Consider the following 15,163-nt stretch of genomic DNA (forward strand, 5'->3'; position numbering starts at 1 on the left):
GAGGTGGCTACCCCGGTGCAATGAGAGACGTCTTCGAGGTCGGCGCACAGGACGGCCTCGCCCGCATCGGCGAACTCGACGTGCCCCGGGCGGGGGTCACCGTCGAGACGCCGACCCTGATGCCGGTCGTCAATCCCAACCTCATCACGGTCGAGCCGTCGCGGTTCGCCGACGACTTCGGCGCCGAACTCCTCATCACGAACTCCTACATCATCAACAACGACGAGGCCCTCAGGGAGCGCGCGCTCGACGAGGGCCTCCACGAGATGCTGGGCTTCGACGGCGCCATCATGACCGACTCGGGGAGCTTCCAGCTCGCCGAGTACGGCGAGATCGACACGGACACCGAGGCCATCCTCGAGTTCCAGCGCGACATCGGCAGCGACATCGGCACCCCCGTGGACATCCCGACGCCGCCGGACGTCGACCGCGAGCGCGCCGAAGACGAGCTCGCGACCACGCAGGAGCGCCTCGAACTCGCCGAGACCGTCGACGTCGGCGACATGCTCGTCAACGCCCCCGTGCAGGGGTCGACGCATCCCGAGCTCCGAGAGCGCGCGGGCGAGCACGCCTACGGCACCAGCCTCGACCTGTTCCCAGTCGGGGCGGTCGTCCCGCTGATGAACCAGTACCGATACGACGACATGACCGAGGCCGTCCTCGGCGCGAAGCGCGGGCTCGGCCGCGACGCCCCCGTCCACCTGTTCGGCGCCGGCCACCCGATGATGTTCGCGCTCGCCGCCGCGCTGGGCTGTGACCTCTTCGACTCCGCCGCCTACGCCATCTACGCCCGCGACGACCGCTATCTGACAGTGTCGGGCACGAAGCACCTCGACGACCTCCACTACTTCCCGTGTGACTGCCCGGTCTGCGCCGACCACAGCCCGCAGGCCGTCCAGGACATGGACGGCGACGACCGCGAGCGCCTGCTCGCCGAACACAACCTCCACGTCTCCTTCGGCGAGATTCGGCGCGTCAAGCAGGCCATCAAGTCCGGGAACCTGATGGAGCTGGTCGCCGCCCGCGCTCACGCCCACCCGAGCACGCTCGACGGCTACCGCGCCCTGCTCGACCACGCCGACCAGCTGGAGGCGAGCGACCCCGCGAGCAAGGACGCGTTCTTCTACACGAGCGCGGAGAGCGCGCGCCGCCCCGAGGTCCTCCGGCACCACCAGCGTCTCGACCGGCTGGACGTCGACGGCGACGACGTCCTGCTGACCGAGGGCGCCAGCAACCACCGGTACGACGAGTCCTGGAACGTCCTGCCGCCGTTCGGCCCGTACCCGTCCGCGCTAGCCACCACCTACCCGCTGACGGCGGAGACGCCCGACAAGATGGACCGGGCGGGCTACGAGGCCGCCGCCGAGGGCGTCGCGCGCCTCGCCGACGCTAACCCCGACACCGAGTTCACGCTCGCCCACGACGGCTGGCCCGAGACCGCCCTCGCGACGCTCCCCGAGCGCGTCGACCTCTACAATTCTGCGACAGGGGAGTAGCTCCCCAGGGCAGGCGCCGAAAGGCAAGGCAATTGGGCGCGCGCCCCCCAGAGAGCACTAATGACCGACTACTTCGAGGTCCACGAGCGCGACGCCGCGGCGCGCGTGGGCGAGCTCCGGCTCTCGGAGCCCGTGACGACGCCGGCGCTCGCGGACGACGTAATCGAGGACGCCGGCAGCCGGTGGACGCAGCCCCAGGAGACGCCCGAGGGCGACGAGTCCGTGCTGACCGTGCTGCCCCACCGGGCGTTCCCGTCGGGGACCGCCGCCGAGGTCGAGGAGTCGTTCGCGCCCGACTACCCCGACGTCGACTACCCGAGCGCCGCCGTCGTGTCGCCCGAGACTGCACAAGACTTTGGCGCCGACGCCTACGTGCTGTCGGGCGCGCCCGGCACCGTCGGCCACGGGTCGGCGTTCCGCGACGCAGTCGTCCAGACCCGGGACGCCGTCCCGGACGACACCGCGCTCTACCTCTCCGGGGTCGCCACCCCCCGGAACGTCGCCGTGCTCGTGTACGCCGGCGTCGACCTCGTGGACGCCGATCGCGCCGTCGTTCGCGGCACGCAGGGCCGCTACCTCACCACCGAGGGCGAGTACGACCTCGCCGACCTCGACGAACTCCCGTGTTCGTGTCCGGCCTGCCAGCAGCCAGCCGCAGAGTTCGACCGCGAGGACTGCGTCGACCACAACGTCAACGCGCTCGAAGCCGAACTCGGACGGGTCCGGCGCCGCATCCGGGACGGCCGGCTGCGGGACTACGTCGAGGGGCAGGCCCGCCACACGGCGTGGCTGACCGCCGCACTCCGCGAGTTCGACCAGCAGTACGGCTACGTCGAAGAGCGCACGCCCGCCTACCGCGACTCGCTTTTGCTGTCGTCGACCGAGGACGCGCTGCGCCGCGTGGAGATCCAGCGCTTCGCCGACCGCGTCACCAGCCGGTACCGGAAGCGCCTCGACGGCCACCCGCTGTTGCTCGTGCCGTGCTCCGCCCGGAAGCCGTACAGCGACTCCCAGAGCCACCGCCAGTTCCAGGACGCCGCCAGCTACCGGGCGCACATGGTGTCGATGACGTCGCCCATCGGCGTCGTCCCCCAGGAGCTCGAACTCACGTACCCCGCCCAGCACTACGACTCCGTGGTGACGGGGCGCTGGAGCGCCGAGGAGAAGGACTTCGTCTCGCAAGTCCTCCGGCGCTACCTCGAACGTACCGACTACTCCCGCGTCATCGCGCACGTCCCGCCGGAGGGCTACCGCGACATCTGCGAGCGCGTCGCCGCCGAGGTCGACGTCCCCTTCGAGTTCACGGTCGAGGACCACCCGACGACCGACGAGAGCCTCGGCGAGCTGAACGCCGCGCTCGCCGGCGAGGACAAGATCTGGGTGCAGGAACGCGAGCAGGCCACGCTGAAGGCCGTCGCCGACTTCTACTTCGGCGACGGCGCCGGCGACGAGGTCTTCGCCGACATCGAGGTGCAGGGCCGGTACCCGAAGCTCCAGGCGCTCGACGCCGACACCGGCGACCAGCTCGCGGCGCTCGTCCCCCAGTACGGCTCGCTGTCGTTCACGCTCGCCGGCGCCCGGAAGTGGGTGGCCAGCGACGCCCCCACGAAGCGCGTCGAGATCGACGGCTTCGTCCCGCAGGGCAGCGTGCTCGCGCCGGGCGTCGTCGACGCCAGCGACGACATCCGGGTCGGCGACGAGGTCGTCGTCGAGGGGCCGGCGGCGTTCGCCGTGGGGCGCGCCGAGATGCCGGGACCGGCGATGGCCGATGCGACCCGCGGCATGGCGGTGCAGGTCCGGCACTCCGTGGAAAAGTAACAAGGCGTTCGGCGCCGTCTGAGCGCCCGTGCGCGTCGAGGACGTGATGACGACGGCCGTGGTGTCGGTGCCGGCGGCGGTGTCCCTGCACGAGGCTGCCGGCCGGATGCTCGACGCTGGCGTCGGGAGCGTCGTCGTCACGACCGACGGCGACCCGGCGGGGATTCTCACCGAGTACGACTTCGTCGACGCCGGCCACGAGCACGACGACCGGTCGTTCACCGAGATTCCGGTGTACGCCGCGGCCTCCCGGCCGCTGGAGACCGTCGAGCCGACGGCGACCGTAGACAGGGCGGCCCACCAGATGCACGAGACGGGCGTCAGCCACCTGCCGGTGGCCGACGGGCTGGACCTCGTCGGCATCGTCACGACGACCGACCTCGTGGGCGTCCGGGACGAACTCGACGACGACGCGGAGCGCGCGCTCCGCGAGCGCGCCGACTGGACGGCGAGCGGCAGTCCGGGCGGGACAGACTGACGCCGGGACGCCGTCGCTCCTAGAGATAGCCGAGGTCTTCGAGGTGGTCGTCGATGTCGAGCTCTTCGACCTGTTCGAGAGGCTGGCCGCGTTCGGGCAGCAGGCGCTCCATCCGGGCTTCGACCTCGCTGTCCTCGATGCGGCGCAGCTCCCGGGGGTCGGATTCGAGGTCGTACAGTTCTGCGTCCCAGTCCCTGTCGGGGTAGGTGACGTACTTGTAGCCGTCGGCGCGCACGGCCCGCGCCCAGTTGCGCTCGCGGTGGAGGGAGGCGCCACACGCCCGGAGGTACGCCGGCCGGTCGTCGCTGGTGGCCGCCGTCACGGGCTCGCCGTCGACGTCGTTGGCGGGTCGTTCGTCGACGCCGAGGGCGTCCAGCAGCGTCGGGAGGACGTCGACCTGCCGGAGCTGGGCGTCGACGCTCCCGGACTCGACGCCCGGCCCCGAGAGCACGAACGGGACGTTCGTCGTGAAGTCGTAGACGTTCTCGCCGTGGCCGTTCTCCAGGTAGTGGTCGTCGACGTCGGGGCCGCGGCCGTCCCACCGGCGGTTCAGGGCCGCGACCGGGGCGCGGAGGTCGACGCCGCCGTAGTACTGCGCGGCGTCTCGCAGCGACTTCAGGACGAGCCGCAGCGGCGAGTTCCGGAAGGTGACGCTCTCGCCGTGGTCGCCGAGGAACGCCACGACGGTGTCGTCGGGGACGGCGTCGACGAGGTCAGCGAGGTCGCGGTCGAGCGCCGAGAGCGCCCGGCCGTACGGCGTCGCGCCGTACTCGGGGCTGTCGAACTCGGCCGGGACGTGGACGTCCTCGTGGAGCTCCCAGAGGTGGACGAACGCACCGAACGGCTCCGGCATGGCGTCCAGCCGGTCCAGTATCTCGGGCTTCCAGCCGCGGAACAGGTCGGCGTCCTCGGCGCGGTGCTCGTACACGTCGAAGCCGCGGTCGAGGCCCGTCTCCGGCAGGAGGGGGCCGGTGACCCGCGCCTCGGTGTGGTAGCCGGCGTCACCGAGCACGGTCCCCAGCGGGTCGACGTCGTCGGACAGTGTCCCCCGGCGCAGCGACATGACGCCGTTGCGCTCGTTGTAGGTGCCGGTGAGGAGGCTCGCCATCGCGGGCGTCGTCGTCGTGGTCGACGAGTAGACGTTCGAGCAGTCCAGCCCGCCGGCGCGCAGCGAGTCCAGGAACGGCGTGTCGGTGCGGTCGCTGCGCACGGCGTCGTCGCGCAGGCAGTCCACGCAGAGTACCAGGAGGTTCGTGGGCGTGTCACTCGCCGTCATACTTTGTAGCCGAGGCTCTCCAGTCGGTCGTCGACGGTCGTCTCGTCGGTCGATGCTCCCTCGCTCTCGCCGTCGTCGCTACTGCGAGCGCCGGGGTCGTAGGCGCCGGTGTCGCTGGCGGTCGTCTCGCACCACGGGACCTCCCGGAGCGCCGGCAGGTCGACGCCGGCCGGGTGGCCGTAGATGTGGTGCTCGCCGAACGCGTTGCCGTGGTCGCCCGTGAGCACGGCGGTCTCGGCGTCCACGTTCGACAGCAGGAGTTCGACGTCCGCGAGGACGGCTTCGAGGTTGCGCTCGTAGTCCGCCCAGACGTCGTCGACGCTCCGGCGGCCGAACCGGAGCTGTTCCCAGACGGACATCGGCTGGTCGCCCCAGTCGGCCAGCGCGATGCCGTCGTCGTCGCCGCCGCCGCCCCCGTCGCCGGTCTCGTCGTCGCCGAAGACGGTGGGGAAGTGGGGCTGCATGTAGTGGACGACCAGCCGGTCGGTGTCGTGGTCGCGGCCCGCGCGAATCGCCGCGTCGGTCAGCGGCCGGGGCGGAATCGTCCCGCGGTCGTCGTCCCACGCGTCCCGCCAGACCTCCTCGCAGGCGCCGAACCGGTCGGTGTCGATAGTGCGCGAGGAGTAGGGGTTCCCGGTGACGTACGAGACCTCGGCGAGGGCGTCGTCGCTGGCCGCGCCGAAGACGGATTCCAGCCACTCCGTCGACGAACTCGCCGGCGAGGTCGCGGTCCCCCCGACACCGAACGGATAGTCGCCGCTGCCGACGACGTCCGCGAACACGTCGGCGCGGCAGGCGTCGAGGACGACCAGCAGGTCCCAGTCCGCGTCGAGTACCGGGTCAGGCGACGCAGTCTCGGGACGAACGGAGAAGTACGTGCGGTAGACGAACTCCCGGACCGCGTCGAAACCGGCGTGTCGGAGGCTTCGACCCGCGGTAATGAGTGAAGAGCTCATTGGTGGGTGCTATGCGGAACTCCGTCGTTCACGCGGCGTGGGACGACACAGAGCTACATTACTGCTACGCTTCCTGGCGGTCCTGTCTCCGATTGGTGGCGTCGTGATCTCACTCGTGCGTCGCGATTGGGTTGTCTCCTGACTCCCACCGTGGGTCTGGCACCCCCATAGTAAGTACAAAGACACGAATGCCGGGAAACTACGTCTATCGGTCTGGGCGGGTGCCTAATACGGTCTGGGAAGCCGCAGCGGCCCCGAAAAGCTACTCGGCGCGACTAAATGTAAGTCTACCATAATTATCCATACTTTCAAGTTAATCATCCACCATTAACCACGTGTGCCCAGATCATGCGGGGAGATAACAAAGCCGGGGCGATTCGGAGAGGAACTGAACCGCCGGAGTACGAGAATCCCGAATGGGTCGTATCGAAGTCACTGCTCGAGGTCAACGACGCCTGTAGTCGAACGCTAGAGGAATTTCTGCTACAGGCGACTCGGCCCGAGAATGACCTCTCTGCCGAAGCGCTAGAAGAACAGATGGACGACCTGATCACGCGACACGAGCGCCTGATTGCCGAACTGGAACTGGCGAAGCGAGCACTTGGCGATCTAGAGTAGCGGTGCTCCTCCGTTCTTTTCGGGCACCACGCCCACCTACTAATAGCACGTAGCTAGTGGGGAACCCCGGGATATATGTTATGTAGGGGTCATTGTCCTCCCAATGAAACTCGCAGTCCCGACGGACTTCGAGGTGCTGGAGGCCTTATCTGACGGGAAGCGTAACAACGCTGTCAACATCTCACACATGCTCGACAAGAATCGTGCATACATCAACACCCGCCTCCCCGTCCTCGCGGATTACGGACTGGTCGAGCGCGTCGGTCCGGCGTCGAACAGCGGGCTCTACGAGATTACGGAGAAGGGGCAGGTCGTCGTCGAGCACCGAGAGGTCTACGAGGAGAGCGTCGAGGACTTCGAGGAGTTCGTGGCTGAGAAACTCGAAGCGTAGCGCCTGCTGATCCGGGAAACCCGGCGATACACCACAACTCTCCTCTCTCGCGCGGTAATTCACGGCTTAAATTCGTTCTCACGGCGTCTCGTTCGCCACCGACGAGTGTCAGGTTTCCACCACTTCTTAATGGTTCTTCGAGCGCACGCGAGGAGTCGCTACGCATCCTGATTCTGGCGTTCGAAACGGCCCGTTCGCGCCGTAGATCGATTTAGACTCCCTATACTCCGTATTCTGCCGGTTGTTACCTCTACCATATACCGACGGTATCTATAAGTACTATCAGGTAAAATCATTGAACTGTCTGGTCACGAAGTCACCAGACTTCACCCAACCAGAATGGAACGCACTCGGAGAGAATGCAAGCAAGAATGACAGTCTCGGATGACGGCGACGGCGACGACACGCGCGCCACCACGCGGACGACCATCGAGGTTAGCCGCGAGGTGTGGCGGCAGGTGCGCAGCGACGCTGTCGCCGAGGGACAAAACGTCTCACAGAAACTCGAGGAGGTGCTCGAGGATTACTACGACCTCGACTGACGCGCGGTACGGCGGTGTACCGCCGGAAACCACGGCGAGAGGCATCGCTGGCGAACTGACTGCGGTGCAGACGAAACTCGAAGACACGTAAATGATACAGAACGAAACTTACGACAAGGTCCGCGCGGTCTTCCTGACGGCGCTGATGATCGGCTCCGTCTTCGGTGCCGGCATCGCGTTCTCGGGAGGGGCTGCTGCGGCTACTACCTCAATCGAACTGAGCGACAACCTCGTTCAGGGCGGTGAGGATTTCGATGTTAATGGTACAGTCAATGCGAATGGTACCGTCCACGCATTCATTGACAAGAATGGAGACGGTGTGTATCATTCTGCGAACGATACACATCTCGGTAAACTGGACGTGGACGATTGGGAAAGCGACAACGAGTTCTCGATCACCTCTACTAGTACACCAACCGACAGTGGAACGTACGACGTGTACGTGTTCCAGGACGAGGGTGGATCGGGGACTACCATCGACGATGGCGATGCAGGTGAGCGCTATGCGACCCTGCAGGTCGACGCCGACGAGCCAACCTTCGGTGACACGTCCGACCGCAAGGTAACGGACGAGAAGCCGACGGTGAGCCTCGGCATCTCCGACGCCAACACGTCCGTCGACCCGTCGAGCATCGAGATCGACTTCTCGAACGGTGGCAACGTCATCTACGAGGTCAACGAGACCGGGAGCGACCACGATGGGATCGTCTACGACAACGGCGAACTCACCATCGACTTCAGCAACGACGCGCTGAAACCCCTGATGGACGGGACGGAGTACGACGTCAGCGTGACCGCCGCCGACGAGGTCGGTAACTCCAACACCACGAGCTTCAAGGTCGACGTCGACACGACTGCCCCGACCTTCACGCTCGTTCAGCCGACCGACGGCGGCCTCTACGAGGACCCCGAGCAGACCATCGAGGTCAGCATCAAGGGTGGCGACATCAACGACAGCACCGCCGAGCTGACCATCAGTGGTCCCAACGGCGACTACAGCTACACGAACAACAGCTCGGACACTGGTGTCTACGACGCCAGCTCGGACACGTTCACGGTGGAAGCCGGTGGGAATGGCGACATCCCCGAACTCCCGAACGGCACCATCACGGTTGACGTGAGCGCAGCCGACAATCACGGCAACGCGAACTCTGCCTCGTACGCGTTCGAGGTGGACAACAAGCAGCCGTACGTCCAGGACGTCGCTGTCAACCAGTCCGAGAAGGGCGACGACGAGCCGCCCGTCACGGAGGAGGACAGCACGATCTCCGTCGGCATCGAGTTCAACGAGGACGTCGATGCCAGTACGGTCGAAGCCGAGATCACGGCCGACGGCACGACCGTGACGCTGGACTCGTTCAAGGACGACCAGGACGAGGCCGGTGAGGACACCGTCTATCAGTACTACGACGTTCTGCCCGCCTTAGACGATATCGAGAACGACTCCGTGGAGGTCGTCGTCACCGCTGGCGAGGACATCGCTGGCAACGACGCCGACCTCACGAAAGGCGACAACTCCACGACGTTCGCCATCGACACCATCGAGCCGGACGTCACGGTTGACCCCCTCGGTGGTCCGCTCGAGGGTCGCTGGGACATCGCTCAGGAAGTCTCCGTCGACAAGGCCGACGGTAACGACGTCCACATCGGCTGGATAGAGACTGGTGATACGTTCACGAAGAAGAACAAGAAGAGCGTGACGCTGTTCGAGCACCCCGGTTCCGTCGACACGCGGGACATCACCGAGGGTGACATCACCATCGTTGCGTTCGCTGAGGACGACAACGGGAACTTCGACAAAGGCTCTGCTGACGTTATCGTCGACAACTTCGAGCCGAAGGTCGAGTACAGTGGTCCGGAGGTCCTGACCGCGACCGACACCGGTGTCGACTACGACGTCGCCGACCTGGTCACGGTCTCCGACAACGGTACTAACGACGCCAGCGCCTACGGGTACTACGAACTCGGTCCGAACGAGGACCCGAGTAGTCTGAGCTGGAGCGACTTCACGCAGTCCTCGAAGTTCACGGCTGACAGCGACCAGACGTACGTCTTCGCCGCCCAGGTCGAGGGCAAACTGCTCAAGACCAAGCCCGTCGACGCGAAGACGGTCGACATCGAACTCGAGGACGACGACGAGGACGGCAAGCTCAACCTCACCGTCACCTCGCCCGTCGAACTCGACGGTCTGACCGTCACCATCGAGAGCGACGACGGCTACTACAAGCAGTACAAAGAGACGTTCGCACTGTCCGGCCACATCGAGGAGACCGGCGAGCGGACGTACACGATGGTCTACGACGCGCCGCGCGACGGCGACTTCAAGGCCACCATCGACGACGCTTCGCTGGTGAACGGTCTCGACCTCACCGACGCCGGGTCGGACACGGCCCGCGCCATGGGCGACGAGCCCAACATCGGTGACGCCGACGTGATCGGTCTCGGTGAGACCGGGACCGAGGTGCTCGTCCGGTTCACCGAGCCCGTGCAGGGCGTCGATAAAGGCGACTTCGACTTCCTCGGTGACGGGAACGTGGTTGGCATCGACGGCGAAAATGACGACGACGGTAAAGTCGTCCTCACGTTCGACCGCGAGATCCAGACCGGCGACGAGGACGCCCGCCTCACTGTCGACCCGGGCGTGTTCGGGGACTACGACGACCCCTCGACCCTCAACAACGAAGACAGCGAGTTCGTCGACTCCGTCGAACTCAAACTCCAGAAGGGACAGAACTTCGTCTCGGTGCCGCTCGAGGCGGGTTCGGTCTCGTTCGACGAGCTGAAGAACAACGACGAGCTGGACCACGTCGAGGCCATCTGGACGTACGAGGATGGCGAGTGGCTCAGCTACAGCCCCGGTGCGAAGGACAACTCGCTGACGGCCCTCGAGGGCGGTCAGGGGTACATCGTGAAGGCCGACGGTACGGCCTACATGGACGTCCGCGGGTACACGGTGTACGACGGGGACGCCAGCGACAAGATGGAGCCGGACAGTCCGTCCATCCAGGACGTCGACGCTGGCTGGAACCTCCTCGGTCACTTCCAGGAGGGCACCCAGTCGGTCGGCCAGGCGCTCACGCCGCTCGACGGCCAGACTTACGACGCGATGTCTGGCGACACCGGCTTCAGTGTCTCGCAGTTCGAGATTGGTGAGGGCTACTGGGTCTTCACCGACGAGGACGGCCTCCACGCCCCCGTCGAGTACGGCGGCATGGAAAGCGAGAAGCCCGACGTCACGGCGTCGGGTGACAGTCTGTTCAGCGACACGCCGGCCAACGGCAAAGACGTGGACCTCGAGGTCGGCGTCACGTCCGAACAGCAGATCAGCAGAGTCATCGTCGACGCACCGAAGCTCGGTATCGACCACCAGGCGCTCAGCTACAAGCAGAGCACGAAGACGCTCGGTGACCTCTTCGAGGCCAACGGTGTCACCGTCGACTACGATGCGGGCTACGACGGCAAGAAGATCGATGTGATGGTCTACGCCGTTGACGCCCACGGGAACGTCGGCACGTACACCGAGACGGTCGACCCGGTCAACCGGTCCGGCATCGTGAGCATCACGGACGCCGACTTCTCGGACCTGACTCAGGGTGACACGGCGAACGTCACCGTCTCCACGGAGTACGACGCCGACGGGTTCCACGATGCGAAGCTCGTCGTCGAGAACAGCACCGGCGTCGAGATTGGCAGTGAAGCCGACCCCGCCGAGGACGGCTCACAGAACGTCAACGTCTCGCTCACCGATCTCGACAACGGCGAAGAGATCACTGCGAAGCTGATTGACGCAGGTGAAGCCAGCGACTACGTCGTTCCGAACTCGACGGACTGGAGCGAACTCGCAGACGACACTTCGGACGCCGAGGGCCTCACGAACCTCGCGTACACCGAGAACAGCCCGTCCACGATTCGTGGAACTGGCGCTACCGCCATCGACACTGCAGCGAGTTCGGTGAGTGATGATACGGTCTACGTCGAAAGCGGTGTGTACGACTCGGTCACCATGGACAACCAGGGCGTGACCGTCGTGGCTGCTCCCGGTGTGAGCCAGGAGCAGGCAACAATCACTTCTTCCGGTACTTCGCTGACTCTGAGCGCTCAGAACGTTGGAATTGATGGGTTCACCATCAATACGACTGATTCGAGCGCGCAGATGATTGCCCTGAACGCTGATGGCTACACAATCGCCAACAGCGAGCTGAACGTCAGCAATGGTGCTGTCGCCGCGTACGGTAACGGTGCCAACAACGGCCAGCTGATGGCCAATACCTTCATCCTCGGTGATGGTACCAACAACGGAATCCGTCTCGATGGCACTACTGGTACAACCTTCGCGCACAACACCTTCGAGCAGGTGAAAATCTCTCAAGGTTCGAACACTCCGCAGGGGATTCTGTTGAGCAACACCGCCGACACGGTCGTTCACGACAACACTTTCGAAGGTGTCGAAAGCGGCCAGGCGGTGCTCGTCACCAGTAAGCACGACGACGCAACGAACATCTCGATCACGGACAATGATGTGGCGGGATGGTCCAACGGTGTCTACCTCCTGGAGAACGGCGGTAACAACATCTCCGAAGTCGACATCGTAGGCAATGATATCAGCGCTAACAGCACTGATATCCAACTGTACGACCTCTCTGGGTACGAAGGGTTCACCAGTATCAACAGTCAGGATAGCCCTGGCCTTGAGAGTGTTCTATTAGCTGACAATAATGTCGGCAGCGTTGATGTCTCCGGAGTCGACTACACGAAGCCGTCGCTCGACTCTGCAAGTAAAGTGGATGACACGACGATTGAAGTCACGCTGAGCGACTCCGGCTCGGGGCTCGCTCCGAGCACGATCTCAGCCAGTGACTTCAGTGTCAGCTCGGGGAGCATCTCCGGCATTGATAAGTCGAGCATCTCTTCGGGCGATTCGACCGGCACGGTCACGATCAACCTCGCGAGTGCTGTCGACTCGTCCAGCGTTGACGTGTCGATCGCCGGATCCATCGAGGATACCGCGGGCAACACGCTGACGAGCGGTACCGTAACGGCGTCCAACATGGACGGCGTTGCACCGACGCTTGATTCCGCGAGCAAGGTTGACGACACGACTATTGACGTCACCATCAGTGATGGTGTCGACGTGAATGAGTCGACTATCGCCGCAAGCGACTTCAGCCTGAGCGCGGGCTCGGTCGCCAGCATCTCGACGAGCGAGAGCGGTGGTACGACGACCGTGACGCTGAACCTCGCGAATGCGGTTGACGCGTCGAGCGTTGACGTGTCGATCGCCTCCGGTGAGACGATTGCTGACACGTCCGGCAACCAGCTGGACGACACGGCGAGTGCGGTGACGGCGTCCAACATGGACGGCGTTGCACCGACGCTCGATAGCGCCTCGTCGACCACATCGGGTGGTACGACGAATGTTACTGTGACGCTCAGCGAAGCCGGTAGTGGGTTCAACGAGACGTCCATCGAACAGGCCGACTTCAATGTTACTGCTCAGGACGGAACGACCGTCACCATCAACAGCATTGACAAGAGCTCGGTCACCGATGGAGCCACCGGGTCGACCACCGTCACGCTGACTCTGGATGGTGACTACTCCACCAACACGCTGACTGCCGAGATTGTCAGTGGTTCTGGCGGAATCTCTGACCAGGCCGGCAACAGCGTGACGTCCGCCAGTACGTCAGTCAACTAGCACAGCGAACTAACCAACCCTTCCAATTTCCAAATTTCCGCAACACGAACCACCTGTCATAGGCAAAAAATATACTGATGATACATACCATGAATTGGCAACGTTCGGCGGCTCGACTGCTCGTCGTGGTCGTCGTGTTGATGACAGTGACCGGCGCGTTCGTGCCGGCCGTCGCGGCGACAGCCGACGGCCCACCAGAGCCCCCGCAGCGGTACTTCGGTACCGTCTCGGACAGCGGCGGCTCGCCGGTCGGCGGCCTCACCGTGGAAGTGACGCAAAACGGTGACGTCGTCGCCGAGGACGTAACGGACAGCGACGGCTACTACGACCTGCAGGTGAACACGAGCGACGTGAACACGGACGAGCAGGTCACGATCGCCGTCCAGGAACAGACAAAGTCCCGCGACGTCAGCGTTGGTGGGTCGACGCAGGTCGACTTCACGGTCAGCACTGACACCGTCGCGGGCGGCTCCGAGGACCTCGACGAGAACGGTGACGCGACGGTGACGCTCGGTACGGACGAGGTCGACAACGTCGCCGTCGACCTCGAGAGCGGGACGACCGGGACCCTGAGCGTGCGCCAGACGTCGGGTCCGGCGGACGGTGCGCCCGAGCCCGATGGCGTCTCGGTCGCAGCGTACCTCGACATCGAGGCGCCCAGCGGGTCGTCCGGTTCGGTGACCGTGACGGTCACGCAGAGCGCACTCGACGACGCTGGCCTCGCCGTGGAGGACGCGAACATCCTCCACTACACCGACGGCTCGTGGGACACCCTCGAGACGTCAGTTGTCGACGAGTCCGGCGACAACGTGGCGCTGCGTGCCGACGTCACCGAGTTCTCGCCGTTCGCCATCGCCGGCACGAGTGATACCGGCGGTGACGACGGTACCGGTGGTGACGGCGGCACCGGCGGTGACGACGGCACCGGTGGTGACGACGGCACTGGCGGTGACGACGACGGTAGCAGCGATAACACTGGTGGTGCCGGCGGCGGTGGCGGTGGCGGTGGTAGTGATACCACCACCACGACCGCGACGCCGACCACTACGTCGACGCCGACGACGACGCAGCAGCCGACGGACACGACCACGCCGACGGATACGACCACGCCGACGGACACGGCCACGCCGACGACGACGCAGCAGCCGACGGACACGACCACTCCCTCCGGACCGTCCGACGTCGATGACGGACCCGGACTCCTCTTCATCGGAGGCATCGCGGTGGTCCTGCTGGCAGTCGTCGGGACGGTGTACCTCGTGTACGTCCGCGAATAGCCCGACTACCAACCCACTTTTTTCGAGCGCGAGTCGAGAACCACCGCTCCGTCTGCCGGCAGTACTGACGAGTAGCGTGTGACTGTCACGTCCTATGGACCGAGTGCGAACGATCGAGCGGACCGAGCCGGCTGTTCACGAACTACGACGGTGGAGAATATCGTCGAGGACGTAGAGTCCGAAGGGGACGGTTCCACAGACGACCGCGAAGAGGGCGACCTCGAGTTCCGCTTCGCCGAACTTGTCGATGTAGATCTGGAGGCTCCCGTCGAACACGTAAGCGAGGAGGACGAGCATCCCCAGGAGCATGACCGAGAAGCCTCCGAGCAGGATGGTGTACCAGGCGATGAACCTGCGGAACTTGTTTCGACGCGTTCTCTCCGTTTCGTGGTTGGACATTCTGGGTCCGGGCCTGGAAGTTCCGAGCACTCAGAGACGCTTTGTTACAGGGGGCATGTCCACGGGTGGGTCCGGTTAACGACTGAGACAGCTGTTCGCTCCTGAGTCACTGGTCGGAGAGTCCATGGAGTCGGAGCACGAGAGCGCCTGCGGTAACTGACACCCTCTGGGCGGCGAGAACCGCCAGTAAGATACCAATATCCTTCGAGGAAGACAG

Annotated in this window: 11 protein-coding genes; 8 read left to right on the forward strand and 3 right to left on the reverse strand. The window is 64.9% G+C overall.

Annotated elements, in window-relative coordinates:
- Nucleotides 1-20: 20 nt before the first annotated feature.
- Genes tgtA through LT971_RS03180 form a run of 3 tightly spaced genes read left to right on the forward strand, consistent with a single transcriptional unit; the run spans nucleotide 21 to nucleotide 3,792 of the window.
- Nucleotides 21-1,496: a tRNA guanosine(15) transglycosylase TgtA gene (tgtA, locus tag LT971_RS03170; protein WP_237005399.1), complete on the forward strand. Its 1,476-nt coding sequence runs from the start codon at nucleotides 21-23 to the stop codon at nucleotides 1,494-1,496.
- A 60-nt stretch (nucleotides 1,497-1,556) separates the two neighbouring features.
- Nucleotides 1,557-3,314 carry an archaeosine synthase subunit alpha gene (gene arcS, locus LT971_RS03175; protein WP_237005400.1) on the forward strand — a complete coding sequence of 586 codons (1,758 nt, stop codon included), beginning with the start codon at nucleotides 1,557-1,559 and terminating at the stop codon, nucleotides 3,312-3,314.
- A gap of 28 nt (nucleotides 3,315-3,342) precedes the next feature.
- On the forward strand, nucleotides 3,343-3,792 hold the full coding sequence (locus LT971_RS03180; protein ID WP_237005401.1) for a CBS domain-containing protein: 450 nt from the start codon (nucleotides 3,343-3,345) through the stop codon (nucleotides 3,790-3,792).
- Nucleotides 3,793-3,811: 19 nt separating this feature from the next.
- Here the strand turns inward: LT971_RS03180 and LT971_RS03185 are convergent, their stop codons facing one another.
- On the reverse strand, nucleotides 3,812-5,068 hold the full coding sequence (locus LT971_RS03185; RefSeq protein WP_237005402.1) for a sulfatase family protein: 1,257 nt from the start codon (nucleotides 5,066-5,068) through the stop codon (nucleotides 3,812-3,814).
- Nucleotides 5,065-6,024, reverse strand: a complete 960-nt coding sequence (locus LT971_RS03190) for a hypothetical protein (protein ID WP_237005403.1) — start codon at nucleotides 6,022-6,024, stop codon at nucleotides 5,065-5,067. The genes LT971_RS03185 and LT971_RS03190 overlap by 4 nt, the downstream gene beginning before the upstream one ends.
- Before the next feature lie 348 nt (nucleotides 6,025-6,372).
- Here LT971_RS03190 and LT971_RS03195 point away from each other — a divergent pair, with 348 nt between their 5' ends.
- From LT971_RS03195 to LT971_RS03215, 5 genes are all read left to right on the forward strand, one after another.
- Complete coding sequence (locus LT971_RS03195) at nucleotides 6,373-6,642, forward strand: DUF8103 family protein (protein WP_237005404.1); 270 nt, start codon at nucleotides 6,373-6,375, stop codon at nucleotides 6,640-6,642.
- Between the two features lie 103 nt (nucleotides 6,643-6,745).
- A complete protein-coding gene (locus LT971_RS03200; RefSeq protein WP_237005405.1) occupies nucleotides 6,746-7,033 on the forward strand; it encodes a helix-turn-helix domain-containing protein in 288 nt (95 codons plus the stop codon).
- Nucleotides 7,034-7,404: 371 nt separating this feature from the next.
- Nucleotides 7,405-7,575, forward strand: a complete 171-nt coding sequence (locus LT971_RS03205) for a hypothetical protein (protein WP_237005406.1) — start codon at nucleotides 7,405-7,407, stop codon at nucleotides 7,573-7,575.
- 91 nt (nucleotides 7,576-7,666) lie between these two features.
- The gene (locus tag LT971_RS03210; protein ID WP_237005407.1) at nucleotides 7,667-13,270 is read left to right on the forward strand and encodes a surface glycoprotein; all 5,604 of its coding nucleotides are present in this window, start codon (nucleotides 7,667-7,669) and stop codon (nucleotides 13,268-13,270) included.
- An 89-nt stretch (nucleotides 13,271-13,359) separates the two neighbouring features.
- Nucleotides 13,360-14,547, forward strand: coding sequence for a PGF-pre-PGF domain-containing protein (locus LT971_RS03215; RefSeq protein ID WP_237005408.1), 1,188 nt, complete (start codon nucleotides 13,360-13,362; stop codon nucleotides 14,545-14,547).
- A 135-nt stretch (nucleotides 14,548-14,682) separates the two neighbouring features.
- Here the strand turns inward: LT971_RS03215 and LT971_RS03220 are convergent, their stop codons facing one another.
- Complete coding sequence (locus tag LT971_RS03220) at nucleotides 14,683-14,946, reverse strand: hypothetical protein (protein ID WP_237005409.1); 264 nt, start codon at nucleotides 14,944-14,946, stop codon at nucleotides 14,683-14,685.
- Between the last annotated feature and the right edge of the window lie 217 nt (nucleotides 14,947-15,163).

Origin of the sequence: Halobacterium rubrum (assembly GCF_021729015.1) — an archaeon.
GTDB classification, from domain to species: domain Archaea; phylum Halobacteriota; class Halobacteria; order Halobacteriales; family Halobacteriaceae; genus Halobacterium; species Halobacterium rubrum.